This is a genomic window from Pseudomonas sp. FSO-7 (assembly GCF_059579345.1).
Genome location: NZ_CM184193.1, coordinates 1 through 26,463 on the forward strand (window position 1 = coordinate 1; position 26,463 = coordinate 26,463).

The following is a 26,463-nucleotide window of genomic DNA, read 5'->3' on the forward strand; positions in this document are numbered from 1 at the left end:
GTGTCAGTGGAACTTTGGCAGCAGTGCGTGGAGCTTTTGCGCGATGAGCTGCCTGCCCAACAATTCAACACTTGGATCCGTCCACTACAGGTCGAAGCCGAAGGCGACGAGTTGCGTGTCTATGCACCGAACCGTTTCGTTCTCGACTGGGTCAACGAAAAGTACCTGGGCCGGGTCATGGAATTGCTCGACGAGCATGGCAATGGCATGGCGCCTGCGTTGTCCTTATTAATAGGCAGCAAACGCAGTTCGGCACCCCGCGCCGCGCCCAATGCGCCGCTGGCCGCCGCCGCATCACAAGCCCAGCAGGCTGCCCCGGCGCCGGTGCACAACCATGCCGCCCCGGTGCCCGCGCCTGCCCCGAGCAAACGCAACACGCAAAAAGTTGCCGAGGTCAGCGAAGAACCTTCCCGGGACAGCTTCGACCCTATGGCCGGTGCCAGCTCCCAGCAGGCTCCGGTGCGGGCCGAACAGCGCACCGTCCAGGTCGAAGGCGCGCTCAAGCACACCAGCTACCTGAACCGGACCTTTACCTTCGAGAATTTCGTCGAAGGTAAATCCAACCAACTGGCTCGCGCGGCGGCCTGGCAGGTCGCGGACAACCCCAAGCACGGCTACAACCCGCTCTTCCTGTATGGCGGCGTCGGCTTGGGTAAGACCCACTTGATGCACGCGGTGGGCAACCACCTATTAAAGAAGAACCCGAATGCCAAGGTCGTGTACCTGCATTCCGAGCGTTTCGTGGCCGACATGGTCAAGGCGCTGCAACTGAACGCCATCAACGAGTTCAAGCGCTTCTACCGTTCGGTGGACGCCTTGCTGATCGACGACATTCAGTTCTTCGCCCGCAAGGAACGTTCCCAGGAAGAGTTTTTCCACACCTTCAACGCATTGCTTGAAGGCGGGCAGCAGGTCATTCTCACCAGTGACCGCTACCCGAAAGAGATCGAAGGCCTCGAGGAGCGCCTCAAGTCGCGTTTCGGCTGGGGCCTGACGGTGGCCGTCGAGCCGCCGGAGCTGGAAACCCGGGTCGCGATCCTGATGAAGAAAGCCGACCAGGCCAAGGTCGAGCTGCCGCATGATGCTGCGTTCTTCATCGCCCAGCGTATCCGCTCGAACGTGCGTGAACTCGAAGGTGCCCTCAAGCGGGTGATCGCCCACTCGCACTTCATGGGCCGCGATATCACCATCGAGTTGATTCGCGAATCCTTGAAGGACTTGTTGGCGCTCCAGGACAAATTGGTTTCTGTGGATAACATTCAGCGAACGGTTGCCGAATACTACAAAATCAAGATCTCCGACCTGCTGTCCAAACGCCGTTCGCGTTCGGTGGCGCGTCCGCGTCAGGTGGCCATGGCCCTGTCCAAGGAACTGACCAACCACAGCCTGCCGGAAATTGGCGATGTGTTTGGCGGACGCGACCACACCACCGTGCTGCACGCCTGCCGCAAGATCAACGAACTTAAGGAATCCGACGCGGACATCCGCGAGGACTACAAGAACCTGCTGCGTACACTGACCACTTGATGACCACCAGCGCAGCTTATTAAGGCAAGGGACTAGACCATGCATTTCACCATTCAACGCGAAGCCCTGTTGAAACCCCTGCAACTGGTCGCAGGCGTCGTCGAACGCCGCCAGACCTTGCCGGTACTTTCCAACGTGCTGCTGGTTGTCGAAGGCCAGCAATTGTCGCTGACCGGTACCGACCTGGAAGTCGAACTGGTCGGTCGTGTGCAACTTGAAGAACCGGCTGATCCGGGCTCCATCACCGTGCCGGCGCGCAAGCTGATGGACATCTGCAAGAGCCTGCCCAACGATGCGCTGATCGACATCAAGGTCGATGAGCAGAAGCTCGTGGTCAAGGCCGGTCGTAGCCGCTTCACCTTGTCCACACTGCCCGCCAACGATTTCCCGACTGTTGAAGAAGGCCCGGGTTCGCTGACCTGCAGCCTGGACCAGAGCAAATTGCGTCGCCTGATCGAACGCACCAGTTTCGCCATGGCCCAGCAGGACGTGCGTTATTACCTCAACGGCATGCTCCTGGAAGTGTCGGCCGGCGTTATCCGCGCCGTCGCCACCGATGGTCACCGCCTGGCGATGTGCTCGATGCAGGCCGATATCGGTCAGCCGGATCGCCACCAGGTGATCGTGCCGCGTAAAGGTATCCTGGAGCTGGCCCGTCTGCTGACCGAGCCGGACGGCAACGTCAGCATCGTGTTGGGCCAACACCACATCCGCGCCACCACCGGCGAGTTCACCTTCACGTCGAAGCTGGTGGACGGCAAGTTCCCAGACTACGAGCGCGTGCTGCCAAAAGGCGGCGACAAGCTGGTCCTGGGTGATCGTCAGGCGCTGCGCGAAGCCTTCAGCCGTACCGCGATCCTGTCCAACGAGAAGTACCGCGGTATTCGCCTGCAACTGGCCAACGGTCAGCTGAAGATCCAGGCGAACAACCCGGAACAGGAAGAAGCGGAAGAAGAAGTAGGCGTTGAGTACAACGGCGGCTCCCTGGAGATCGGCTTCAACGTCAGCTACCTGCTGGATGTGCTGGGCGTGATGACCACCGAGCAAGTGCGTCTGATCCTGTCCGACTCCAACAGCAGTGCGCTGGTGCAAGAGTCCGATAACGACGATTCGGCTTACGTTGTCATGCCGATGCGTCTGTAATCATCATGCCCAGCAGAAGCTAGATGTCCTTAAGTCGCGTCTCGGTCACCGCGGTGCGCAATCTGCACCCGGTGACCTTCTCCCCCTCCCCCCGCATCAATATCCTTTACGGCGCCAACGGCAGCGGCAAAACCAGCGTCCTGGAAGCCGTGCACCTGCTTGGGCTTGCCCGTTCGTTTCGCAGCACTCGCCTGTTACCGGTCATCCAGTACGATCAACTGGCGTGCACGGTGTTCGGGCAGGTGGAATTGGCGGAAGGCGGTCATAGCGCCTTGGGGATCTCGCGGGACCGGCAAGGCGAGTTCCAGATCCGCATCGATGGGCAGAATGCGCGCAGCGCCGCGCAGCTGGCCGAGATCCTGCCGTTGCAGCTGATCAACCCGGACAGCTTCCGCCTGTTGGAGGGCGCGCCGAAGATTCGCCGGCAATTCCTCGACTGGGGCGTGTTCCACGTGGAACCGCGTTTCATGACGACTTGGCAACGCCTGCAGAAGGCGCTGCGCCAGCGAAACTCTTGGCTGCGGCATGGTACACTTGACGCCGTTTCGCAAGCGGTTTGGGACAGGGAACTGTGCCAGGCCAGCGCTGAAATCGATGAATACCGCCGCGCTTACATCAAAGCCTTGAAACCGGTCTTCGAGCAGACCTTGAGCGAACTGGTTGAGCTTGAGGGCCTGACGCTCAGCTATTACCGAGGCTGGGACAAGGACCGGGAACTGAGCACCGTGCTGGCTGGCTCGCTGCAGCGGGATCAGCAGATGGGCCATACCCAGGCTGGACCACAACGCGCTGACTTGCGCCTCAGATTGGGCGCGCATAACGCCGCGGACATCTTGTCCCGGGGGCAGCAGAAGTTGGTGGTGTGTGCCTTGCGTATCGCCCAAGGGCACCTGGTCAGCCAGGCCCGTCGCGGTCAGTGTATTTATCTGGTGGATGACTTGCCGTCCGAGCTGGACGAAGCCCACCGCCGCGCGTTGTGCCGCTTGCTGGAAGACTTACGCTGCCAGGTGTTCATCACCTGTGTAGACCACGAATTATTGAGGGAAGGCTGGCAGACGGAAACGCCAGTCGCCCTGTTCCACGTGGAACAGGGCCGTATCACCCAGACCCACGACCATCGGGAGTGAAGGCATTGAGCGAAGAAAATACGTACGACTCAACGAGCATTAAAGTGCTGAAAGGCCTGGATGCCGTACGCAAACGTCCCGGTATGTACATTGGTGACACCGACGATGGCAGCGGTCTGCACCACATGGTGTTCGAGGTGGTCGACAACTCCATCGACGAAGCCCTCGCCGGCCATTGCGACGACATCAGCATCATCATCCACCCGGATGAGTCCATCACCGTTCGTGACAACGGCCGTGGCATCCCGGTAGACGTGCACAAAGAGGAAGGCGTTTCCGCCGCCGAGGTCATCATGACCGTCCTCCACGCGGGCGGTAAGTTCGACGATAACTCCTACAAGGTCTCCGGCGGTCTGCACGGTGTAGGTGTCTCGGTGGTGAACGCGCTGTCCGAAGAACTGGTCCTGACCGTTCGCCGCAGTGGCAAGATCTGGGAACAGACCTACGTCCACGGGGTGCCTCAGGCACCGATGGCGATCGTTGGCGACAGCGAGTCCACCGGCACCCAGATCCACTTCAAGGCGTCGAGCGAAACCTTCAAGAACATCCACTTCAGCTGGGACATCCTGGCCAAGCGGATTCGTGAACTGTCCTTCCTCAACTCCGGTGTCGGCATCGTCCTCAAGGACGAGCGCAGCGGCAAGGAAGAGCTGTTCAAGTACGAAGGTGGCCTGCGTGCGTTCGTTGAGTACCTGAACACTAACAAGACCCCGGTCAACCAGGTGTTCCACTTCAACGTCCAGCGTGAAGACGGCATCGGCGTGGAAATCGCCCTGCAGTGGAACGACAGCTTCAACGAGAACCTGTTGTGCTTCACCAACAACATTCCGCAGCGCGATGGCGGCACCCACCTGGTGGGCTTCCGTTCGGCGCTGACCCGTAACCTGAACAACTACATCGAACAGGAAGGCCTGGCGAAGAAGCATAAAGTCGCCACCACCGGTGACGATGCCCGTGAAGGCCTGACGGCGATCATTTCGGTGAAGGTGCCGGATCCGAAGTTCAGTTCCCAGACCAAGGACAAGCTGGTGTCTTCCGAAGTGAAGACTGCGGTCGAACAGGAGATGGGCAAGTACTTCTCCGACTTCCTGCTGGAGAACCCGAACGAAGCCAAGTTGGTGGTCGGCAAGATGATCGACGCCGCCCGTGCCCGTGAAGCCGCGCGCAAGGCCCGTGAGATGACCCGCCGCAAAGGCGCGCTGGACATCGCCGGCCTGCCGGGCAAATTGGCCGACTGCCAGGAAAAGGACCCTGCCCTGTCCGAGCTGTACCTGGTGGAAGGTGACTCTGCTGGCGGTTCCGCCAAGCAGGGTCGTAACCGTCGCACCCAGGCCATCCTGCCGCTCAAGGGCAAGATCCTCAACGTCGAGAAGGCGCGCTTCGACAAGATGATTTCCTCCCAGGAAGTCGGCACCTTGATCACCGCGCTGGGTTGCGGCATTGGCCGCGAAGAGTACAACATCGACAAGCTGCGCTATCACAACATCATCATCATGACCGATGCTGACGTCGACGGTTCGCACATCCGCACCCTGCTGCTGACCTTCTTCTTCCGTCAGTTGCCGGAACTGATCGAGCGCGGCTACATCTACATCGCCCAGCCGCCGCTGTACAAGGTCAAGAAAGGCAAGCAAGAGCAATACATCAAAGACGACGACGCCATGGAAGAGTACATGACGCAGTCGGCCCTGGAAGACGCGAGCCTGCACCTGAACGAAGATGCCCCAGGCATTTCCGGTGAAGCCCTCGAGCGCCTGGTCAACGACTTCCGCCTGGTGATGAAGACCCTCAAGCGTCTGTCACGCCTGTATCCACAGGAACTGACCGAGCACTTCATCTACCTGCCGGCCGTGAGCCTGGAGCAACTGTCCGATCACGCGGCGATGCAGGATTGGCTGGCCCAGTACGAAGTACGCCTGCGCACCGTCGAAAAATCCGGCCTGGTCTACAAAGCCAGCCTGCGCGAAGACCGTGAGCGTAACGTCTGGCTGCCGGAGGTCGAACTGATCTCCCACGGCCTGTCGAACTACGTCACCTTCAACCGCGACTTCTTCGGCAGCAACGACTACAAGACCGTCGTATCCCTCGGCGCGCAACTGAGCACGCTGCTGGACGAAGGCGCGTACATCCAACGTGGTGAACGCAAGAAAGCCGTGACCGAGTTCAAGGAAGCCCTTGAATGGCTGATGGCCGAAAGCACCAAGCGCCACACCATCCAGCGATACAAAGGTCTGGGTGAAATGAACCCGGATCAGCTGTGGGAAACCACCATGGACCCAAGCTCGCGCCGGATGCTGAAAGTCACCATCGAAGACGCCATTGGCGCGGACCAGATCTTCAACACCCTGATGGGTGACGCGGTCGAGCCTCGTCGTGACTTCATCGAGAGCAATGCGTTGGCGGTGTCCAACCTGGATTTCTGATCCTTCTGCGGCGATTCGTTCCAACAAAAAGCCAACGCTTATGCGTTGGCTTTTTTTTACATTTGAAAATCTCTGCACCCCTTCGGACCCGTCGGTCATAAACGGGGTAACTCGGTAACACCCTGGCACAAAGCCTTCATTCTCAATAGGTTAGGAATCCGGGGAGAGTCCCGGATAACGGGAGCTTTAGATTTTCTGGCGCAGAACTTGCGTGTTTAATAACTTACACATCGTTTTTTTAAATTTACAGAAAGCGATGGGTCGAGGTGGTACGAATAAATTCAAATGCCAAGGGTAGTCTCAATGAGCGGTACGCAAACTTCCGATAATCTGGCGCAAGGGCTCAAGCCCCGTCATGTGACGATGCTTTCCATCGCCGGTGTGATTGGCGCCGGTCTGTTTGTCGGCTCCGGCCACGCGATCGCAGCGGCCGGTCCGGCCGTGCTGCTGGCCTACGCGGCGGCGGGTGCCTTGGTGGTGCTGGTGATGCGGATGCTGGGCGAAATGGCGGTGGCGTCGCCGGACACCGGTTCCTTCTCGACGTACGCGGACCGGGCGATCGGTCATTGGGCTGGTTTCACCATTGGCTGGCTCTACTGGTGGTTCTGGGTCCTGGTGATTCCGCTGGAGGCCAACGCCGCTGCGACGATTCTGCATGCCTGGTTCCCGAACGTGGCGATCTGGGTGTTCACGTTGGTCATCACCCTGCTGCTGACGGTCACCAACCTGTTCAGCGTGAAGAATTACGGGGAATTCGAATTCTGGTTCGCCCTGGTCAAGGTGGTGGCGATCATTGGCTTCATTGGGCTGGGGCTGATGGCGATATTTGGTTTTCTGCCAACCAGTCAGGTCAGCGGCGTTTCACACCTGTTCGACACCCAGGGCTTCCTGCCCAACGGCATGGGCGCGGTGTTGGGGGCGATCCTGACCACCATGTTTTCCTTCATGGGCACCGAGATCGTGACCATCGCGGCGGCTGAATCGAAGAACCCGGGCCAGCAGATTTCCAAGGCAACCAACTCGGTGATCTGGCGGATTGGCTTGTTCTACCTCGTGTCCATCTTCATCGTCGTCGCCCTGGTGCCGTGGAACGATCCGCTCTTGGCCAGCGTCGGCTCCTACCAGACGGTACTGGAGCGCATGGGCATTCCGAATGCCAAGCTGATCGTCGATATTGTGGTGCTGGTGGCGGTCACCAGTTGCCTGAATTCGGCGCTGTATACGGCGTCGCGGATGATGTTCTCGTTGGGCAAGCGCGGTGATGCACCGGCCGTTTCCCAGCGCACCAACAAGAGCGGCACGCCTCACTGGGCAGTGATGCTGTCGACCGGTGCGGCCTTTTTGGCGGTATTCGCCAATTACGTGGCACCGGCGGCGGTCTTCGAATTCCTGCTGGCCAGCTCTGGCGCCATTGCGTTGCTGGTGTACCTGGTCATCGCGGTTTCGCAGCTGCGGATGCGCAAACAACGCATGGCTCGCGGTGAAAAAATCGCTTTCAGCATGTGGCTGTTCCCCGGCCTGACCTATACGGTGATTGTCTTCATCGTCGGGGCCTTGACCATCATGCTGTTCCAGGAAGCTCACCGTACGGAGATCCTGGCGACGGGGCTGCTGAGTGGGTTGGTGGTGCTGTCCGGCGTGCTGATACAGCGTCGCCGGATCGCAAAAACAGGAAGCCTGGTGCAGACGATCGGGTGATACCCATTGTGGTGAGGGAGCAAGCTCCCTCGCCATGGATGCAACCCTAACTCGCGACAGACGCCTCACTCCCCGCCGCCACACTCTCCAACCGATACCCATACCCGTAAATCGTCAGCAACTGCCAACCCCGATCCGCCGTCAGCCCGAGCTTGTTGCGCAGGCGATAGATGTGGGTGTCGAGCGGGCGGGACGAGGTCATTTCCTCGTGGGTCCAGAAGCGCTCGTAGAAGTACTCCCGAGACAGCGGCCGGCCCAGGTTGGCGAACAGGCACCGGGCCAGGCGGTATTCCCGTTCGGTCAGGCTGATGGGAATGCCGGCGCGGGTGATGGTCAGCTCGGCGTCGTCGAACGCCAGGTCGTTGAACACCAGCACGTCGCTGGCGGGCGCGCGTTGCAGGTTGTGGCGCCGCAGCACGGCCGTGACCCGGGCCTTGAGCTCGTTGGGCCTGAAGGGTTTGCTCACGTAGTCGTCGGCACCGGCGTTGAGGGCCTGGACGATGTCGTGCTCGCCGTCGCGGCTGGTCAGCATGATGGCGGCCGGTGGTGAATCCATGTGCTCGCGGGTCCAGCGCAGCAGCGAAAGCCCGCTGATGTCGGGCAGTTGCCAGTCCAGGATCAACAGGTCGAAGGTTTCCCGACGCAGTTGCCGCAACAGGTCTTCGCCTCGTTCAAAACTATGCAGGGTCCAGGCTTGCTCGCCTCTGCCGGGGATTTGTTGCAGTGTCTGTTCTACCCGGCGCAGCTCGGCCGGCTCATCGTCCAGTATGGCGACACGCATGGAATGCGATTCCTTGATCTCGAAAGTAACGGACATCCTCAGGTGGCAATGAAAGGCAGCCAGTGGCTGATTCATTGACCTGTCGCTGGTTGCGACAATACCGGCTCGCGGCACAGAGGGAAAGGCAGCAGCGCGCCACCCATCGAGTCCGTTATAGTCGTGGGCGTTTCAGCCTGTCGACTGATGCGGGCCAGTGAAGATATCCACAGTCCTTGAGTTCGGCCAGGAGGCCTATGAGTAACCAGCGTCGCCGTGAGAGTCGTGAACCCACTCAGGTCCAGCGGTTGTTTCGCCAGTTGGTACGGGAGTGGTTGTGGATAAGTCTACTGCTATTGCCGCTGACAGCCTTGCTGTCATTGAGCAGCCAATCCACAGGCAACCACTCAGGCGCCGCGTTGTTGTCGGTGTGCCTGGTGGGCTGTGTATTGGGTTTGCTGCTGTTGCGCCCACGCCTGGCCCTGTGGACAACGGTGGGCGGCATGAGCCTGGCCCTGTTGATCAGCGCCGTGCTGGGCGCGCGGGGTTGGTGGTGGTCGCCCATGGCCAGTGTGCTGGGCATCATGTTCGGCTACCTGATCTGGAACTGGCGGCGCCTGAGCGTGGTGCTGGCCTATTTCGGCTGGGAGCTGGCACGCCTGGACGCCGAGCCCAAGGTCTTCCCTGAACGTCGCCGTGCCTCCTACACCGGCAGCGACCGTTTGCAGGGCCAGATCATGGCCCTGGAACAAGCCATGAGCCGAACCCGCGACACTCGGCGCTTCATTGCCGACGGCCTGGAATACTTGCCGGTGGCAACCATGATCAGCGATCCCCAAGGCAAACTGCTGCTGGGTAATCGCAAGGCGCGCGAGCTGTTCGGCCATGGTCTGGCGGGCGGCGATGTGCTGGAGCACCTTGGGCAATTGGGTTATCCGGGGCTGGAGCATGGGGCGCATCACCGGTTATCCACATTGCCCTTGGTGGAGTTTCGCGACATTCGCGAGCGCAGCTTGCGCCTGGAACGGGCGGCGCTGTTGCCGGTTGATGGCGATGCGCCGATTGGCTGGTTGCTGAGCCTCACGGACCTGAGCGCCGAACGTGAGGCGGAAGAACAGCGCAGCGTCATGCTGCGGTTCCTCTCCCATGACTTGCGCGCCCCTCACTCGGCGATCCTTGCGCTGCTCGATGTGCAGCGGCATCAGGCGGGTGGCGATCATCCGCTGTTCGACCAGATCGAGCGCCAGGTACGGCGCGCCCTGGACCTGACCGAGGGCTTTGTGCAATTGGCCAAGGCCGAATCCGAGGCCTATCAATTCCAGCCGACGCTGTTCGCCATGCTGGTGCTGGACGTGCTCGACCAGGCGCTGCCCATCGCCCAGGCGAAACGTATCCAGTTAGTCCACGAAATAGAGGATGAAGAGGCGACGGTGAGGGCCGATCAATCGTTGCTGACTCGTGCCCTGTTCAATCTGTTGGAAAATGCCATCAAGTACAGCCCGCCCGATGCCTGCATTTCTCTGCAGGTTCATTGCGCCGCGGGTTGGTTGATCTGCAATGTCGCTGACCAAGGCAAGGGCATCAGCGTCGAAGAACTGCCGGACCTGTTCAGTCAGTACCGACGGTTTTCGTCGGCCCAAGGGGTCGATGGAATTGGCCTTGGGTTATCGATGGTCAAGGCAGTGGTTGATCATCACGAGGGGAAAATCGAGTGCCACAGCGTGGTAGGTAAAGGCACAACGTTCAGCCTGCGCTTCCCGTTGCTGGAAGATTGAAAGATCGCCGCCTTCGGCAGCTTCTACAGGACGTATCGAATCTCTGCAGGAGCTGCCGAAGGCTGCGATCTTTCAGGTGCTATAAAAACTTATGCACCTGCAGACGGGTTTTATGTGTTTAGGAAATATGTATTAAAAACAGATACCTACAACATAAAAGCAACGGATTTTGAAAAAACGGTACACAGGTTATCCACAGATCTCAAACAGCGGCTTGTTCCGTGGGTACTTCCGCGACAGGGCCGGGAGGAAGCGAGCCCATTTCCCGTTGTGCCTGTTCATTCCAAGCCTGTACGCGGTCATTGAGCTCGGCGATGGCGCGGGGCCCGGTGCCTTCGGCATACATCGGCGCGCCGATCACCACGGTGATGACGCCCGGCGTTCTGATCCAGCCCGCCTTGGGCCAGAATTTGCCGGCATTGTGTGCAATCGGCAGCACTGGCAGGTTCGCGTTCACCGCCAATGCGGAACCGCTGCGGGAGAACTTGCCAATCTTCCCGTAAGGAACACGGGTGCCCTCGGGGAAGATCAGCACCCAGGTGTTGTCCCTCAGCAGCTCGTCACCCTTCTTCGCCACCTGCTTGAGCGCCAACTTGGGGTTGTCGCGATCGATGGCAATCGGACGCAGCATCGCCATGGCCCAGCCGAAGAACGGTACGAACAGCAGTTCACGCTTGAGGACCTGGCTCAACGGCTCGAAATAGGCCGAGAGGAAGAACGTTTCCCAGGTGCTCTGGTGGTTGGACTGGATCACGCAGGGCCGGTCCGGCACGTTCTCGGCGCCCTTCACTTCATAGCGGATGCCCAGGAACACCTTGCTCAGCCACAGTGCGCAGCGGCACCAGTACACGTTGATGAAACGGTAGCGCGCCCTGAACGGCAGAAAGGGCGCGATAAAAAAACTCAGGGAGCACCACAACAAGGAACTGGTGCCCAGCAGCAGGTAAAAGAGAAAGCTTCTGATGGCCTGCAATATCGACATAGCGGCGTTTACCGTTGCGGGCAATGCCCGCCTGTTCAAGCGCTTCCCGAACAATCCTTGATCAGGATGTATTGGGAGCTCTAATTGTGGATAAGTTCAGCGGCAATCGCCGCCAGGTCGTCAAAAATCAAGGTGCCCACCGGCAGGGTCTTGCCCAGAGTCTTCTCGCCCTTTCCGGTCTTTACCAAAACTGGCTGACAATCGACGGCCTTGGCCGCCTCCAGGTCACCGAGACTGTCGCCGACGAACCACACACCCGCCAAGGCCACATCGTAATGTGCGGCAATGGTTTTCAACATGCCCGGCTTGGGCTTGCGGCACTCGCAGCCGTCGTCCGGCCCGTGCGGGCAATAGACGATCAAACCGACTTCCCCGCCCTGCTCCGCCACCAGGGCGCGCAAGCGCTCATGCATGGCGTCCAGGACGGCGAGGTCATAATAACCGCGGGCAATGCCCGACTGGTTGGTGGCGACCGCCACCGTCCAGCCGACCTTGCTCAACTGCGCGATGGCTTCGATCGAACCGGGTAGCGGCAACCACTCCTCCACCGATTTGATGTATGCGTCGGAGTCGTGATTGATCACCCCGTCCCGATCGAGAATCAGCAGTTTCAAGCGTTACCCCAGCAACGAAATATCGGCGACGCCGAGGAACAGCCCACGCAGACGCGCCAGCAGTGCGTAGCGGTTGGCCCGTACTTTGGCGTCTTCGGCGTTGACCATCACCGCCTCGAAAAACGCATCCACCGGCTCGCGCAGTGCCGCCAGGCGCGCCAGGGTTTCACTGTACTGACGCGCTGCCGCCATCGGCTGGACCGCCTGGTCCGCCTGCTGGATCGCCGAGTACAGGGAAAACTCGTTGGCGTTGTCGAAGTACTTGGCTTCGACGGTGGCCGCGATGTTGCCTTCGGCCTTGCCCAGCAGGTTCGATACCCGCTTGTTCACCGCTGCCAGCGCGGCGGCTTCCGGCAATTTGCGGAACGCCTGCACCGCTTGTACGCGCTGGTCGAAGTCCAGGGCCGAACCCGGTTTCAGGGCACGCACCGACAGGTAGGTGGCGACATCGACGCCTTCATCTTCATAACGCGCACGCAGGCGGTCGAAGATGAATTCCAGCACCGCATCGGCCAGGCCGGCGGCCTTGACCTTGCTGCCGAACGCATTGACGGCGAATGCCACGGCGTCGTTCAGGTCCAGGTCCAACTGCTTGTCGATCAGGATCCGCAACACGCCCAGCGCCGCGCGACGCAAGGCATACGGGTCTTTGCTGCCGGTGGGCAGCATGCCGATGCCGAAGATGCCCACCAGGGTGTCGAGCTTGTCGGCGATCGCTACGGCCGCACCGGTCAGGGTGGTCGGCAGTTCAGCACCGGCACCGCGGGGCATGTACTGCTCGTTCAGCGCCAGGGCTACGTCCTGCGGCTCGCCATCGTTGAGGGCGTAGTAGTAACCGGCAACGCCTTGCATCTCCGGGAACTCACCGACCATCTCGGTGGACAGGTCGCACTTGGACAGGATGCCGGCACGGGCCGCGCGCTGGGCGTCGCCGCCGATGCGTGGGGCGATGAATGCCGCCAGTTTCGAAACACGCTCGGCCTTGTCGTAGACGCTGCCGAGTTTTTCCTGGAACACCACGTTGCGCAGGCGTTCGTTGAAGCTTTCCAGGGGTTGTTTCTTGTCTTGCTTGAAGAAGAACTCGGCATCGGTCAGGCGCGGGCGAACGACTTTCTCGTTACCGGCGATGATCTGCTGCGGGTCCTTGCTTTCGATGTTGGCGACCGTGATGAAGCGCGGCAGCAACTTGCCGTCGGCGTCCAGCAGGCAGAAGTACTTCTGGTTGTCCTGCATGGTGGTGATCAGCGCTTCCTGCGGCACTTCAAGGAAACGTTCCTCGAACGAGCACACCAGCGGCACCGGCCATTCCACCAATGCGGTCACTTCGTCCAGCAGGTTGGCCGGCACGATGGCGGTGCCTTCCTGCAGGGTGGCCAGCTCTTCGGTGCGCTTGCTGATCAGCTCGCGACGCTCGTTGGCGTCGGCCAGCACGTAGGCGGCGCGCAGGTCGGCCAGGTAGTTGGCCGGCGAGGTGATGCGCACGCTCTGTGGATGGTGGAAGCGGTGACCGCGGGAATCGCGACCGGCCTTCTGGGCCAGGATCGTGCAATCGATGACCTGGTCACCGAGCAGCATCACCAGCCATTGGGTCGGACGCACGAACTCTTCCTTGCGCGCCGCCCAGCGCATGCGCTTGGGGATCGGCAAGTCATTGAGGGAGTCTTCGACGATGGTCGGCAACAGGCTGGCGGTCGGCTTGCCCTTGATGCTCTGGCTGTAGCGCAGCTTCGGACCGCTCTGGTCGATTTCGCTCAGGTCCACGCCGCATTTCTTGGCGAAACCCAGGGCGGCCTGGGTCGGGTTGCCGTCGGCATCGAACGCGGCCTGGCGTGGCGGGCCGTCGAGGTTGATGCTGCGGTCCGGCTGTTGCGTCGCCAGGGCAGTGATCAGCACGGCCAGGCGGCGCGGCGCGGCGTAGACGTGCTTGGCTTCGTAGTTCAGGCCGGCGGCTTGCAGGCCTTTGTCTATACCGGCCAGAAACGCATCGGCCAGGGTGTTCAGGGCTTTGGGTGGCAGTTCTTCGGTGCCCAGTTCAACCAGAAAATCTTGAGCACTCATTGTGCAGCCTCCAGCTTAGCCAACACTTCATCACGCAGGTCCGGGGTCGCCATCGGGAAGCCCAGCTTGGCACGGGCCAGCAGGTAGGCTTGCGCAACGGAACGCGCCAGGGTGCGCACACGCAGGATGTATTGCTGGCGCGCGGTCACGGAAATCGCCCGGCGTGCGTCCAGCAGGTTGAAGGTATGGGATGCCTTCAACACCATTTCATAGCTCGGCAACGGCAGCGGCTGGTCGAGCTCGATCAGGCGCTTGGCTTCGCTCTCGTAGAAATCGAACAGCTCGAACAGCTTCTCGACGTTGGCGTGTTCGAAGTTGTAGGTCGACTGCTCCACTTCGTTCTGGTGGAACACGTCGCCATAGGTCACTTTGCCGAACGGGCCATCGGCCCACACCAGGTCGTAGACCGAATCCACGCCCTGCAGGTACATGGCCAGGCGTTCCAGGCCGTAGGTGATTTCGCCGGTGACCGGGTAGCACTCGATGCCGCCCGCCTGCTGGAAGTAGGTGAACTGGGTCACTTCCATGCCGTTGAGCCAGACTTCCCAGCCCAGGCCCCAGGCGCCCAGGGTTGGCGATTCCCAGTTGTCTTCGACGAAACGAATGTCGTGCACCAGCGGATCGAGGCCGACGTGCTTGAGGGAACCCAGGTACAGTTCCTGGAAGTTTTCCGGGTTCGGCTTCAGCACCACCTGGAACTGGTAGTAGTGCTGCAGGCGGTTCGGGTTTTCGCCGTAGCGGCCGTCAGTCGGGCGGCGGCTGGGCTGCACATAAGCGGCGTTCCAGGTTTCCGGGCCGATGGCACGCAGAAACGTGGCAGTGTGGAAAGTGCCGGCGCCTACTTCCATATCGTAGGGCTGAAGTACCACGCAACCTTGCTCGGCCCAGTATTGCTGGAGGGCGAGGATCAAGTCTTGGAAGGTACGCACGGCTGGCGTAGGCTGGCTCACGAAATTCACCTGTTTCTTGGGCTGCGATTTAAAGAGCGGGAGTATACCCGATTCGTTCGTGCGCACGCCCCCTGGAGCCTTATGCCACGCTGCTTTTGGTGTTCTGACGATCCGTTGTACATGGCTTATCACGATCAGGAGTGGGGCACGCCGCTGCGCGATGCGCAGGGTTTGTTCGAGTTGCTTTTGCTCGAAGGGTTCCAGGCGGGGTTGTCCTGGATCACCGTTTTGCGCAAACGCGAGCGCTACCGGGAAGTGTTGTACGGCTTTGACGTGCAGCGTGTGGCGCAGATGAGCGACGCGGAAATCGATGAGCTGATGCTCGACCCGGGCATCATCCGCAACCGCCTCAAGCTCAAGGCCGCCCGGCGCAACGCCCAGGCCTGGCTGGCGCTGGAAGACCCGGTGGCGTTTCTCTGGTCGTTCGTGGGCGGCAAACCCATCATCAACCATTTCAAGGACCGCAGCGAAGTGCCGGCCATCACGCCCGAGGCGCTGGCGATGAGCAAAGGCCTGAAAAAAGCCGGGTTCACCTTCGTCGGGCCGACCATTTGCTACGCCTTGATGCAGGCCTCGGGCATGGTCATGGACCACACCCAAGACTGTGACCGCTACGCCGAGTTGGTAAACGGCGGTTAGAATAGCCGGCTCGCAACACGGCCCATACATTCAGGAGTGACCTGTGGATAAGTTGAAAGGCGCCTTGCTGGTCGGCGCTCTGCGGTTGTTTGCGCTGCTGCCCTGGCGAGCGGTGCAGGCGGTGGGCTCGGCCATTGGCTGGCTCATGTGGAAATTTCCCAACCGTTCCCGCGACGTGGTGCGGATCAACCTCGCCAAGTGCTTTCCCGAGATGGACTCGGCCGAGCGTGAGCGCCTGGTGGGCCAGAGCCTCAAGGACATCGGCAAATCCCTGACCGAAAGCGCTTGTGCCTGGATCTGGCCGGCTCAGCGCTCCATCGAGCTGGTGCGCGAAGTCGAAGGCCTGGAGGTGCTGAAAGAAGCCCTGGCCTCCGGCAAAGGCGTGGTCGGCATCACCAGCCACCTGGGCAACTGGGAAGTGCTCAATCACTTCTATTGCAGCCAGTGCAAACCGATCATTTTCTACCGCCCGCCCAAGCTCAAGGCGGTGGATGAATTGCTGCAAAAGCAACGCGTGCAACTGGGCAATAAAGTCGCGGCCTCCACCAAGGAAGGCATCCTCAGCGTCATCAAGGAAGTGCGCAAAGGCGGCCAGGTGGGCATCCCCGCCGACCCGGAACCGGCCGAATCCGCCGGCATCTTCGTGCCCTTCTTCGCCACCCAGGCCCTGACCAGCAAGTTCGTGCCGAACATGCTCGCCGGCGGCAAAGCCGTCGGCGTATTCCTCCACGCCCTGCGCCTGCCGGACGGCTCCGGCTACAAAGTCATCCTCGAAGCCGCCCCGGACGCGATGTACAGCACCGACACCGAAACCTCATGCGCGGCCATGAGCCAAGTGGTGGAGCGCTATGTACGCGCCTACCCGAGCCAGTACATGTGGAGCATGAAACGCTTCAAGAAACGCCCGCCGGGCGAGGCGCGGTGGTACTGAAAACCTGTTGCTTTCTATGAGCGTGGGGGCTTGGGATTTGGGGTGAATGCAGGATCTGTGAACACCCAGAGCCAAGCTTGCTCGCGATGACGGCGGCACATTCAACATCGATGCAAGCAGACCCACCGCTATCGCGAGCAAGCTCGCTCCCACAGTTTTTCCGGGTTGTTCACAGACATCGCATCCATCCCAAATCCTGTGAGAGCGAGCTTGCTCGCGATAGCGCCCTGACAGCCGCCGCATAACTCACTGACCCCACCCCCTCTTAAAGCTTGGTCCCCCCCTGTCGATAACCCGATGTATCCGCCAATCATGGACCGATGAAATGGAACTCTCCCTGAACGCTGCCTCTATCTCGCCCGGCAACACCAACCTCGCCCGTTCCGACCAGAAGTTGGTGAGCAATCCTCCAGCGGACGCCGTAAAGCAGCTGGCAAATGCCGGCCCAGCAGCGATCTACCACCCCGGCGAAGAAACCCAGCTCATGGTGGAGTCGCCGGTGGTCATCGAAACCTGGATCGGTCGATCCCAATCGCCAGATTTCCCTCGATACGCCGCCATCACCGAGAGCGCGAAAAACACCCTGAAAAGCTCTTTCGAGACATTCCAGTCAACGCTTTCGGCAACCCATCCGGATTTGGCCGGTAAGAAATACGGCTTCACCGTCGAGGCCGATGGCAGGCTCAAGGTGCTCAACACGGCCGGCCAGCTCAGCAGCTCGGACACCCAGCGCCTGACGGATCTGCTCAATGAATCCGCTGATTTGAAAACCGCGGCCGTTGCGTTCCGCGACGCCTCGATCGACATGGTCGACGCCGACTCGCCGTGGTCTGGAAGCTACCTGGGCCGCTACAACCTGACCCAGGAAAACTTCGCCAACACCATCGATCTGGCGCCGATGCTCAAGCGCCCCGGCTCGGTACCGCCCCAGGAGTTTTCGGACGGGTTGTTTTTCAACCAGTTGGCGTACAAAGGCGAACTCGCGACGCGAGAGACGGAGGCGGCAATGTTTGAACGGCGTGCAGCCCAGCGATTCAGCGCGCAGGCCTGAAAGGCTGGGTCGCGAATCCGTGGTCAGATCAGTAATTAACCTGACGGCTGATTGATCACAAAGAGGCGCAAAGCCTCAATCGTGTCCATGATTAAGGGCCTGCGATAGCGGCGACGTTGGGATGGCAAAGCCATCTCTAAATCCGTCGGACTACCCTCCAGCCAGAAATATCGCACTTCCTCTGGTTCATTAATCAAGGAGTCCCCTCATGAACATCGATTTCACCGGACGTCAGGTCCTGGTTACCGGGTCCACTAGCGGCATCGGTTTTGCGACCGCCAAAGGCTTCCTGCAAGCCGGCGCCCACGTGGTCATCAATGGTCGCAGCGAGAGCAGCGTGGAGGACGCGCTGCAGCGCTTGGGCGACCTTGCCTCAAGGGCGACTGGCTTTGTGGGCGATCTCAGCAACGCGCCTGGCTGTCAGGCACTCGTCGCCCAGCACCCAAGTTTCGATATCGTTATCAACAACCTGGGCATTTTCAAACAGGAAGACTTTTTCGAAACGCTGGACAGCGAATGGCAGCGCTTCTTCGAAACCAACGTAATGTCTGGCGTGCGTGTTTCCAGGGCCTACGCGCAAGGCATGGTCGAGCGTGGTTGGGGGCGGATTGTGTTTGTCTCGTCGGAATCGGGCGTGAACATTCCCGCTGACATGATCCACTACGGCTTCACCAAAACCGCCCAACTGTCCATCGCTCGCGGCCTGGCCAAGCGACTCGCCGGCACGGGCGTGACGGTGAACTCGGTGCTGCCTGGGCCGACCCTTTCCGAAGGTGTTGCCCAGATGCTCCAGGCAGACGTCGAGCGCAGCGGGGAAAGCTTGGAAAAAGTCGCGGCGGATTTCGTCAACCAGCACCGCAGCACCTCGATCATCCAGCGTGCGGCGCGCGTCGAGGAAGTCGCCAACATGATCATCTATGCCAGCTCGGAACAGGCCTCGGCCACCACCGGTGCGGCGTTGCGTGTGGATGGTGGTGTGGTGGATAGCATCGTTTAGGGCCCTATGACACGTTGCAAAAAAACGCCGCTTCCTCATGAGAGATAAGCGGCGTTTTTTCTTTCGGAAGCAACATGGGTTGATATGACCGGTTTTCGGAGCGTTGAAGGGTTTGTTCAGCCTACCCGGTTTTCGATCAAGCGATCCGAGCCGCCTTCGGCTACACGTTTTTCGATCAGGCGATCCGAACCACCCTCAGCGAACGTAGGTTGAACAGAAGAAGTCGCGAACGCATTGCCGAGCGACAGAGCCAGAAGCGAGCCAACGAGAGTTTTGCTGAAAGTGTTCATGTCCTGATCCTTTTTATTCGTAGATGAAGTGAGTTAGACGGTGACGTGCAAACGGACGTCGACGTTGCCGCGTGTCGCGTTGGAGTACGGGCAAACCTGGTGAGCCGCGTCGACCAGCGCTTGAGCATCGGCTTGATCCAGACCTGGCAGGTTGATGTGCAGGTCGATGTCCAGACCGAAACCGCCAGGGATCTGGCCGATGCCAACGTGTGCTGTGATCGAAGCGTCAGCAGGAATGCTGCGTTTGCTCTGGCTGGCGACAAACTTCAACGCGCCGATGAAGCAAGCCGAGTAGCCGGCGGCGAACAACTGCTCAGGGTTGGTGGCTTCACCACCGGCGCCGCCCAGGGCTTTTGGAGTAGCCAGTTTCACGTCGAGAATCTTGTCGCTGGAAACAGCACGGCCATCACGGCCACCGGTGGAGGTTGCGACTGCGGTATAGAGAACGTTCATGGTGTTTCCTCTTTTGCTGATTGATTTGATCGTTTTGGCTTGCGCTAAATGTTTGTGCGCTAACCAGTTGAGATAAAGTTAACGGATGAATAATTAGCGCGCAAGATAAATTTTTAAAAATTTACCTGCCTTGAATTAACCAATTGATCTAAAAAGAAATTTATTTTTAGGCGTCGCAGTGTCGCCAGCTTGTGTGGGCCGCGAGGAGAGCCAAGGAGAAGGAAGTGCTAGGGGGATCAGCAGGTCCAGCGCAATTGCAGGCCTTCGGAGACAGGGAGTTCAAAGCAGAATAATGGGCTTCTCGATCGTTCCCACGCTCCGGCGTGGGAAGCCGCCAGGGACGCTCCGCGTTCCGCTTGTGGGGTGTGACGCAGAGCGTCACGGGATGCATGCCCACGCAGAGCGTGGGAACGACCACCACGCCTCCGCCAGCCCACACAGCCTAGCGCCTTTGCCTACAACCACACCGGAACCCACCTGCTTGTGTGCCCTGCCCCCCGGGTTCTATTGTTTTACTGCCACTGCCCATGAACCCCACTTCTATTGATGAGTTTTCCATGAAGGCTTCCAAGCGCCCTTCAAAGCCATGCTTGCAGCTCAGCACCAAGTGGAAGCCCGCCGTCTGGCTGGCTGCGCGACTACTATTGAGCGCCAGTTCTTGTCGGTTAGCCTCGCCAAGGGTAAGGAGCTTGAACCCGTTGGCCGTATGGCCAGTGCCAGAACCTGATTTTCTGCTGATACAAAAAAACGCCGAATTGGCGTTTTTTTGGTTTTCCGCTGAGGGTAAAGCCAACCCGACTAAGCAACAGCCACTCGATTGCGACCCAGCGCCTTCGCCCGATACAGGGCCTTATCCGCATCGTTCATCAAGCTGTGAAGGTCCTTATTGCAAGCCTCCGTCGACGCGACGCCAAGGCTGGCGGTTATGCAGTGAACAGGCTCGATCATCAAACCCGCAATCGTATCGATGAGCTGTTCTGCAATCTGGGTAGCGACTTCGATGGACGTGTCCGGAAGCAGAATGGCGAACTCTTCCCCACCTAGCCGACCGTGAATATCCGTCGCCCGAAACGACGAACTGATGACCATCCCCATCTCGCGCAAAACCTGATCCCCGACCTGATGGCCGTAGGTGTCGTTGATGTGCTTGAAGTGATCCATGTCCAACATGACCGCGCACAACCCTAACCGGTTGGTCTTGCATTCGTCATAAAGCTGCTGAGCATGTTCGAAAAAAGCCCGTCGACTCTTCAGGCCGGTCAGTTCATCGGTTTGTGCGGCGCGGGTTGAAATGCTGTTCGCCTGTTCCATTTCACGGGTAAGACGAAAGGCGATTTCCAGGGCCTGGGACATTTTGTGTGTGGCGCGGGCCGCAAATGCGGCGAACACCAGGATCGAAAGGGCCATGCCAACTTGGATCGGCGACGGTTGAAACAGCAGCCAGACGGTGCACGGAAACAACACCAGGCCAATGGAGACCAGCGTCATATCGCGGTAGGCCGAATAACAGGACACCGCGCTGACGGACATCCCGACGGTAAAGAGCATCACCAACGCCTGGGACAACAGATCGTCCGCCGGCATGACCACAAACGCCCCGCCGCCCCAGATGCTGGCGGACAATACCAACGTGACCCAGTACCTGCGCTCCCAGCGTTGAGGCGTACGCTCACTTTCGTCGCTGCGAAAATAGGCAACGAACATCGCGATACGCACCAGCGTCGATGCTGTCAGGAAGGCCAGCCACCAAAGAATGACACTGTGCTCAAACCGATCCCAACACAGCCAACTCAACATGATGGCAGCCATGTAACTGCCGAAAACCGCAGAAACGGATTGGCGAAACAGTTGCTGCAATCGATCAGTCCGCACCTGCTCGGCTATGCAAAAATCCTGGCCATTGCGAGATCTTGGGCCGCCCATTTGATCCACCTGATCGTGACGCAACGAAAGCGGCGATTGTGGCACCCTGCCACCAACGCAAACAACTGAATTACTGTGGCGAGGGGATTTATCCCCGCTGGGCTGCGAAGCAGCCCCAACCCTTCCCACAACAAACTGTGCATCATCTTCTTTACAGGAGCAGGCTGGAATCAATCCGCAATAACGGGTGAACCCGCCAAAGAAAAACCCGACGCTTTACGTCGGGTTTTTCAGCGAAGGCAAGTTGTTACGGGTTACTCGACTTGCGACAGCTTGGCGTCGTCGCAACCGGCAGCACGGCACTCGCGCTCGACCGCTTTGAGGATGACGATACGCGCCTCGGTCTTCTCGTTGGCACAGTCCAGGTAGAGCAGGCCATCGTTGGAACAGGCGCTGTCACGATTTTTGATCCACTGGATTTGAGCGGCTTTCACCTTTTTCTTTTGCTCCGGGTTCAGCGCACTCATCGTCTTCTTGTATTGATCGTTGATGTCCTGATCCGACTGAACCATTTTCAGCGACGCGCAATAGGTTCTGTCATAGGCGTTTCTAGGGTTATCGCAACTCATCGCAGATGCCGATGCGGATGCCATTGCCAGCAATGCTCCAACCAACAAAGACTTGATCACTCACTTCACTCCCTGAATGCCCTCTATTCATTAGAGGTCGCGGCGGGAAATTTATCATGAGGGCTGTAGAACAATGAAGCGGGTCCTACCCCCCCCTCATGTTTTCCATGGCCCACAATCGGCCGCGACTGCCTTGCGTTACAGCTTTGACGTTCTCGACCAAAGATCAAGGTCGCTGCCGCACGCCGCAACGATGTAGTTTCCACACCAAGAGAATCCGAACGCCCTCACGTGGTCCCTGTAGATCACCGTGCAATCTGCTTGATGACCCTCAATCAGTGCATTTTTGAAGGGTTTGCTCAGAATAAGGCTGTTCTCGGGCCAATCTGGGGAAACCAGCTCCAGTCCCTCCCCGGCGATGTTGCTGGTTGGCAAGCCTCCGCCCTGTATGCCACACAGCGGTATGACTTCATCGGCGATCACGCCAATGCCCTGGCAATGCAACCCAAGCTCGCTCAAGCCTGCATACTCTTCATAGTCGCGCTCAATTTTTTCGCCTGTGTCGCAGTGCACAACACTCCGACCCGAGCTTGAGACGACCAGCAAGTAGGGACCTTTTTGCGAAAACCCTACCGATAGCAGCCCGCCGACGGCTATCGAAGCCACATGAGCCCAGCCCTCGGGGTTCTTATCGACAGGGATCTGTTCGATGAGTCGTATCAAGCGTTTTCGATTGTCTTCGCGTAATGAATTCATGGGGGCATTCGGATAAAAAGGGGCAAGTATATTCCTGCGCTCCCCCCTTTTTCGGAGCGAAAGACAGCAACCATCACGTACCGAGCGGGCATCCCGAGCCGGTCAAACATTCGTGGCGAGGGAGCTTGCTCCCGCTGGGCTGCAACGCAGCCCCACCCACTTCAAACCTCAACCGCAAACCCGTCTAGCCCCGATTTATGGGCCAAAACCAAGCCCTGTTTATTCCGCTGGCGTGATCCTTCCATCAAGCTACACATCCTTGCGCCATTACCTACAACTACGCCAGAATCCGCCCGCTTGTGCACCTTGCCCCTGGGTTCTATCGTTTTCCTGCCACTGCCCATCAGTGGTCGGGTTTAGTAGCCCGAGGTATTTAGTAAGGTGCAAAGCTCTATCAATCAGGTATTTCCATGCCTGTATTTGATGGCGGTTGTGCGCAGGGCGCCCTCGGGCGCGCCGGCTTGCTAAGTCCCCGGTCTACTAACCTGCGTACAGCTGCCACCCCTTGTTTAGTAGCTAGAGGGTTGCGGCTTCAACTATAGGACTTAGTACATGTTCAAACCTACACCGAATCCGCCAGAGGCGGACCAAGCTCCCCCGCGCACCAAATCCAAGGCCAAAAAGCACGACGAAGCCACCAAACGCGTCCTGGATCACTACCTGCTCCCAAAACCGGAAAAGTCCGAAGATGCGTCCCAACCGGGTCAGCTCTTCACCGTCGCAAAAAACGCCGACAACGAATCCCTCCTAGCCAACCTCAGCGAAACCCTGGCGGCAGCCGACGCAATGGTCAGCAACCTGGCCTTCGATCTGGAAGGTCAGCGCCGCCACATCCTTCTCGGCATCCAGCAATTGATTGAGCTGAGTTCATTGCTGGCTAACCGGGTGTTGGATAACGTTGATCCGCGATAGCAAATAAACATCCTTGCCAAAAGCAAACCCTACACCTTGCGTCGGGTTCGCTTTTTTAACGCTCCAGAAACACGAAAGCCCGCAGAGATTTCTATGAATGCCCGTGATCTTGCGGATTTTTGCCCGTCACGCATATTTCCGAGCAAAAAAAAACGGGCCTGCATTCCCACGCAGCCCCGTTTTTTTCACCACCTGATCAGCTCAAAACGCCGGCAAAACCGCCCCTTTGTACTTCTCAAGAATAAAAGCTTTCACCTCCGGCGTATGCAGCGCCGCAACCAGCTTCTTCATCGCCTCACTGTCCTTATCATCCTCACGGGCAACCAGAATGTTCACATAAGGCGAGTCGCTACCTTCGATCACCAGCGCGTCCTTGGAAGGATCAAGCTTCGCCTCCAACGCATAGTTGGTATTGATCAACGCCAGATCCACCTGAGTCAGCACCCGCGGAATGGTCGCCGCTTCCAGCTCACGGAACTTCAAATCCTTCGAGTTCTCGGTAATGTCCTTGGTCGTCGACAGGATGTTGTTCGAATCCTTCAACTTGATCACCCCAGCCTTCGCCAGCAGCAACAGCGCACGGCCGCCGTTGGTAGCGTCGTTAGGAATCACCACGTTGGCGCCGCCTGGCAGTTCTTCAAGCTTCTTGTACTTACTGGAATAAGCGCCCAGTGGCTCCAGGTGCACACCGGCCACGCTCACCAGGTGCGTGCCCTTGGCCTTGTTGAACTCATCCAGGTACGGCTGGTGCTGGAAGAAGTTGGCGTCCAGGCGCTTTTCCGCGACCTGCACGTTGGGCTGGATGTAGTCGGTGAAGACTTTGACCTTGAGGTCTACGCCTTGCTTTTCCAATGCCGGTTTGACGAATTCGAGGATTTCCGCGTGAGGGACCGGCGTGGCCGCGACGGTCAGGGTGTCGGCGGCGTGGGCGGAAAACGCTGCGGCGGCAGCGAAGGCAACCAGTAGTTTCTTCATTCAGCTAACTCCTTTTGAGTGCCCGCTTGCGGCGCCTGCTCTCGGCGCCTGCCAGCGAATGGCCGGCTCATGGTTTATTGGCCGCGAGGCCTTATTTTCTAGAAAAATGCACAACCAGTTTGTCGCCCACGGTTTGCAGGACCTGGACCAGCACCAGCAGCAACACCACTGTGACCACCATGACGTCGGTCTGGAAACGCTGGTAGCCGAAACGGATCGCCAGGTCGCCCAAACCACCGGCGCCGACCACACCGGCCATGGCCGTGTAGGACACCAGCGTAATCGCTGTCACCGTAATCGCGGCAAAAATGCCCGGACGGGCTTCCGGCAGCAAGGCGTTGACGATGATCTGCCGCGTGGTAGCGCCCATGGCCTGGGTCGCTTCGATGATGCCGCGGTCGACTTCGCGCAGTGCGGTTTCCACCAGGCGGGCGAAGAACGGTGTCGCGCCCACCACCAGTGGTGGGATCGCGCCGGCCACGCCCAGGGAGGTGCCGGTGATCAATACCGTGAACGGGATCATCACGATCAACAGGATGATGAACGGCAGTGAACGCAGGATGTTCACGATCAGCGACAGCAGCGCATACACACCGCGGGCTTCGAGCAACTGGCGCGGGCTGCACAGGAACAGCAGCACGCCCAGGGGCAGGCCGAGCAGCACGGTGAACAGCAGCGAGCCGAACAGCATCAGGAAGGTGTCGCCCGTCGCCAGCCAGATTTCCAGCCAGTCGATGTTGGAGAAGAACGAACTCAACAGTTCCATTAGCGCAGCACCTCCATGTGGACATCGGCCGCGGTGAAGCGGGCGAACGCCGCCTCCATGTCACCGCCGGTGATGGCGAGGGTCAGTTGCCCGTAGGGGGTGTCTTTGATGCGGTCGATGCGACCGGCCAGGATGCTGTAGTCCACCCCGGTTTCCCGGGCGACGGTGCCGAGCAACGGCGCGTAGGTCGCGTCGCCCTGGAACGTCAGACGCACGATGCGCCCCGGTACGTGAGCGAAATCGTCGCGCTGTTCGCTTTCGTCGATCTGCTCGTCCTCCTGGACGAAACGCTTGGTGGTCGGGTGCTTGGGGTGCAGGAACACTTCGGCCACCGGGCCTTGTTCGACGATCACACCGGCGTCCATCACCGCCACTTGATCGCAAACGCGGCGGATCACGTCCATTTCATGGGTGATCAGCACGATGGTCAGCTTCAGCTCGCGGTTGATCTCCGCCAGCAGTTGCAGGACGGAGGCGGTGGTCTGCGGGTCGAGGGCGCTGGTGGCCTCGTCGCACAGCAGGATCTTGGGCTTGGTCGCCAGGGCGCGGGCGATGCCGACGCGCTGCTTCTGGCCGCCGGACAATTGCGCCGGGTATTTGCGGGCGTGGTCGGACAGCCCTACCCGTGCCAGCAGTTCGGCGACGCGCTGGTCGATTTCGCTGCGGGACAACTCACCTGCCAGCGTCAGCGGCAGCGCCACGTTGTCGGCCACGGTCTTGGAGGCCAGCAGGTTGAAGTGCTGGAAGATCATCCCGACTTGCTGGCGGAAGCGCCGTAGGCCGCTGGCGTCCAGGGCGGTGACTTCTTCGCCGTCGACGATGATCGTGCCGCCGCTGGAGTCTTCCAGGCGATTGATCAGGCGCAGCAGGGTACTTTTTCCCGCACCGGAATGGCCAATCAGGCCGAAGACCTGACCGTTCTCAATCGTCAGACTGGTCGGGTGCAGGGCGGGGATATCCCTACCGGCGACCCGGTAGGTTTTATAAACGTTTTGAAACTCGATCACGTAGCGAACCTTGTGGGGCGCGTTGGAAAAGGATCAGCGGTTAGCCGGGCGCGCATTTTAGCCTGTCCGTATAGAGGTTCTTAGCATTTATTTGCGATCGGACCAGTCATTTGGCAATAACGCGATCAATGGGCATAAAA

24 protein-coding genes are annotated in these 26,463 nt (G+C 59.5%); 11 read left to right on the plus strand and 13 right to left on the minus strand.

Annotated features, from left to right (window positions below; translation table 11 throughout):
* The 5 genes from dnaA to gabP all read left to right on the plus strand — a co-directional run bounded on the left by dnaA (position 1) and on the right by gabP (position 7,918).
* Positions 1 to 1,527, plus strand: a complete 1,527-nt coding sequence (gene dnaA / locus AC515T_RS00005) for a chromosomal replication initiator protein DnaA (protein ID WP_496530955.1) — start codon at positions 1 to 3, stop codon at positions 1,525 to 1,527.
* Between the two features lie 39 nt (positions 1,528 to 1,566).
* A complete protein-coding gene (gene dnaN, locus AC515T_RS00010; RefSeq protein WP_003196145.1) occupies positions 1,567 to 2,670 on the plus strand; it encodes a DNA polymerase III subunit beta in 1,104 nt (367 codons plus the stop codon).
* A 23-nt stretch (positions 2,671 to 2,693) separates the two neighbouring features.
* Positions 2,694 to 3,797 carry a DNA replication/repair protein RecF gene (recF, locus tag AC515T_RS00015; RefSeq protein WP_003196148.1) on the plus strand — a complete coding sequence of 368 codons (1,104 nt, stop codon included), beginning with the start codon at positions 2,694 to 2,696 and terminating at the stop codon, positions 3,795 to 3,797.
* A gap of 5 nt (positions 3,798 to 3,802) precedes the next feature.
* The gene (gene gyrB / locus AC515T_RS00020; protein ID WP_496530956.1) at positions 3,803 to 6,220 is read left to right on the plus strand and encodes a DNA topoisomerase (ATP-hydrolyzing) subunit B; all 2,418 of its coding nucleotides are present in this window, start codon (positions 3,803 to 3,805) and stop codon (positions 6,218 to 6,220) included.
* A gap of 303 nt (positions 6,221 to 6,523) precedes the next feature.
* Positions 6,524 to 7,918, plus strand: a complete 1,395-nt coding sequence (gene gabP / locus AC515T_RS00025; protein WP_496530957.1) for a GABA permease — start codon at positions 6,524 to 6,526, stop codon at positions 7,916 to 7,918.
* A 46-nt stretch (positions 7,919 to 7,964) separates the two neighbouring features.
* Here gabP and AC515T_RS00030 read toward each other — a convergent pair whose 3' ends face one another.
* The gene (locus AC515T_RS00030) at positions 7,965 to 8,699 is read right to left on the minus strand and encodes a response regulator transcription factor (RefSeq protein WP_014335791.1); all 735 of its coding nucleotides are present in this window, start codon (positions 8,697 to 8,699) and stop codon (positions 7,965 to 7,967) included.
* A 233-nt stretch (positions 8,700 to 8,932) separates the two neighbouring features.
* Here AC515T_RS00030 and AC515T_RS00035 point away from each other — a divergent pair, with 233 nt between their 5' ends.
* A complete protein-coding gene (locus tag AC515T_RS00035) occupies positions 8,933 to 10,450 on the plus strand; it encodes a sensor histidine kinase (protein WP_496530958.1) in 1,518 nt (505 codons plus the stop codon).
* 202 nt (positions 10,451 to 10,652) lie between these two features.
* On the opposite strand, the gene AC515T_RS00040 is transcribed toward AC515T_RS00035, so the two are convergent.
* The 4 genes from AC515T_RS00040 to glyQ all read right to left on the minus strand — a co-directional run bounded on the left by AC515T_RS00040 (position 10,653) and on the right by glyQ (position 15,054).
* Positions 10,653 to 11,432, minus strand: a complete 780-nt coding sequence (locus AC515T_RS00040) for a lysophospholipid acyltransferase family protein (RefSeq protein ID WP_496530959.1) — start codon at positions 11,430 to 11,432, stop codon at positions 10,653 to 10,655.
* An 80-nt stretch (positions 11,433 to 11,512) separates the two neighbouring features.
* Positions 11,513 to 12,046 carry a D-glycero-beta-D-manno-heptose 1,7-bisphosphate 7-phosphatase gene (gmhB, locus tag AC515T_RS00045; RefSeq protein WP_496530960.1) on the minus strand — a complete coding sequence of 178 codons (534 nt, stop codon included), beginning with the start codon at positions 12,044 to 12,046 and terminating at the stop codon, positions 11,513 to 11,515.
* A 3-nt stretch (positions 12,047 to 12,049) separates the two neighbouring features.
* The gene (gene glyS, locus AC515T_RS00050; protein WP_496530961.1) at positions 12,050 to 14,104 is read right to left on the minus strand and encodes a glycine--tRNA ligase subunit beta; all 2,055 of its coding nucleotides are present in this window, start codon (positions 14,102 to 14,104) and stop codon (positions 12,050 to 12,052) included.
* Positions 14,101 to 15,054 (minus strand): glycine--tRNA ligase subunit alpha, encoded by a 954-nt coding sequence (glyQ, locus tag AC515T_RS00055; protein ID WP_003177094.1) that lies wholly within the window; start codon positions 15,052 to 15,054, stop codon positions 14,101 to 14,103. Before glyQ ends, glyS begins: the two co-directional genes overlap by 4 nt.
* An 81-nt stretch (positions 15,055 to 15,135) precedes the next feature.
* On the opposite strand from glyQ, the gene AC515T_RS00060 reads away from it, so the two are divergent.
* The 4 genes from AC515T_RS00060 (at position 15,136) to AC515T_RS00075 (ending at position 18,672) form a co-directional block, all read left to right on the plus strand.
* Positions 15,136 to 15,693 carry a DNA-3-methyladenine glycosylase I gene (locus AC515T_RS00060; RefSeq protein ID WP_060739899.1) on the plus strand — a complete coding sequence of 186 codons (558 nt, stop codon included), beginning with the start codon at positions 15,136 to 15,138 and terminating at the stop codon, positions 15,691 to 15,693.
* Positions 15,694 to 15,736: 43 nt separating this feature from the next.
* Positions 15,737 to 16,624: a lysophospholipid acyltransferase gene (locus tag AC515T_RS00065; RefSeq protein ID WP_496530962.1), complete on the plus strand. Its 888-nt coding sequence runs from the start codon at positions 15,737 to 15,739 to the stop codon at positions 16,622 to 16,624.
* Between the two features lie 325 nt (positions 16,625 to 16,949).
* A complete protein-coding gene (locus AC515T_RS00070; RefSeq protein ID WP_496530963.1) occupies positions 16,950 to 17,675 on the plus strand; it encodes a hypothetical protein in 726 nt (241 codons plus the stop codon).
* Positions 17,676 to 17,883: 208 nt separating this feature from the next.
* Positions 17,884 to 18,672: an SDR family NAD(P)-dependent oxidoreductase gene (locus AC515T_RS00075; protein ID WP_496530964.1), complete on the plus strand. Its 789-nt coding sequence runs from the start codon at positions 17,884 to 17,886 to the stop codon at positions 18,670 to 18,672.
* A 116-nt stretch (positions 18,673 to 18,788) separates the two neighbouring features.
* Here the strand turns inward: AC515T_RS00075 and AC515T_RS00080 are convergent, their stop codons facing one another.
* The 5 genes from AC515T_RS00080 to AC515T_RS00100 form a co-directional block, all read right to left on the minus strand.
* The gene (locus tag AC515T_RS00080) at positions 18,789 to 18,962 is read right to left on the minus strand and encodes a hypothetical protein (protein ID WP_496533210.1); all 174 of its coding nucleotides are present in this window, start codon (positions 18,960 to 18,962) and stop codon (positions 18,789 to 18,791) included.
* 33 nt (positions 18,963 to 18,995) lie between these two features.
* Positions 18,996 to 19,415, minus strand: a complete 420-nt coding sequence (locus AC515T_RS00085; protein ID WP_003196182.1) for an organic hydroperoxide resistance protein — start codon at positions 19,413 to 19,415, stop codon at positions 18,996 to 18,998.
* 798 nt (positions 19,416 to 20,213) lie between these two features.
* Positions 20,214 to 21,338, minus strand: a complete 1,125-nt coding sequence (locus AC515T_RS00090) for a GGDEF domain-containing protein (protein ID WP_496530965.1) — start codon at positions 21,336 to 21,338, stop codon at positions 20,214 to 20,216.
* Positions 21,339 to 21,592: 254 nt separating this feature from the next.
* A complete protein-coding gene (locus AC515T_RS00095) occupies positions 21,593 to 21,967 on the minus strand; it encodes a lysozyme inhibitor LprI family protein (RefSeq protein ID WP_122567698.1) in 375 nt (124 codons plus the stop codon).
* Between the two features lie 138 nt (positions 21,968 to 22,105).
* A complete protein-coding gene (locus AC515T_RS00100; RefSeq protein ID WP_496530966.1) occupies positions 22,106 to 22,663 on the minus strand; it encodes a hypothetical protein in 558 nt (185 codons plus the stop codon).
* Between the two features lie 552 nt (positions 22,664 to 23,215).
* On the opposite strand from AC515T_RS00100, the gene AC515T_RS00105 reads away from it, so the two are divergent.
* Entirely contained in the window at positions 23,216 to 23,575 is a 360-nt protein-coding gene (locus AC515T_RS00105; protein ID WP_496530967.1) for a DUF6124 family protein, read from the plus strand.
* A 201-nt stretch (positions 23,576 to 23,776) separates the two neighbouring features.
* On the opposite strand, the gene AC515T_RS00110 is transcribed toward AC515T_RS00105, so the two are convergent.
* The 3 genes from AC515T_RS00110 to AC515T_RS00120 all read right to left on the minus strand — a co-directional run bounded on the left by AC515T_RS00110 (position 23,777) and on the right by AC515T_RS00120 (position 26,323).
* A complete protein-coding gene (locus tag AC515T_RS00110; protein WP_496530968.1) occupies positions 23,777 to 24,550 on the minus strand; it encodes a MetQ/NlpA family ABC transporter substrate-binding protein in 774 nt (257 codons plus the stop codon).
* Positions 24,551 to 24,641: 91 nt separating this feature from the next.
* Complete coding sequence (locus tag AC515T_RS00115; RefSeq protein ID WP_003196204.1) at positions 24,642 to 25,316, minus strand: methionine ABC transporter permease; 675 nt, start codon at positions 25,314 to 25,316, stop codon at positions 24,642 to 24,644.
* The gene (locus AC515T_RS00120) at positions 25,316 to 26,323 is read right to left on the minus strand and encodes a methionine ABC transporter ATP-binding protein (protein ID WP_496530969.1); all 1,008 of its coding nucleotides are present in this window, start codon (positions 26,321 to 26,323) and stop codon (positions 25,316 to 25,318) included. The genes AC515T_RS00115 and AC515T_RS00120 overlap by 1 nt, the downstream gene beginning before the upstream one ends.
* Positions 26,324 to 26,463 lie beyond the last annotated feature (140 nt).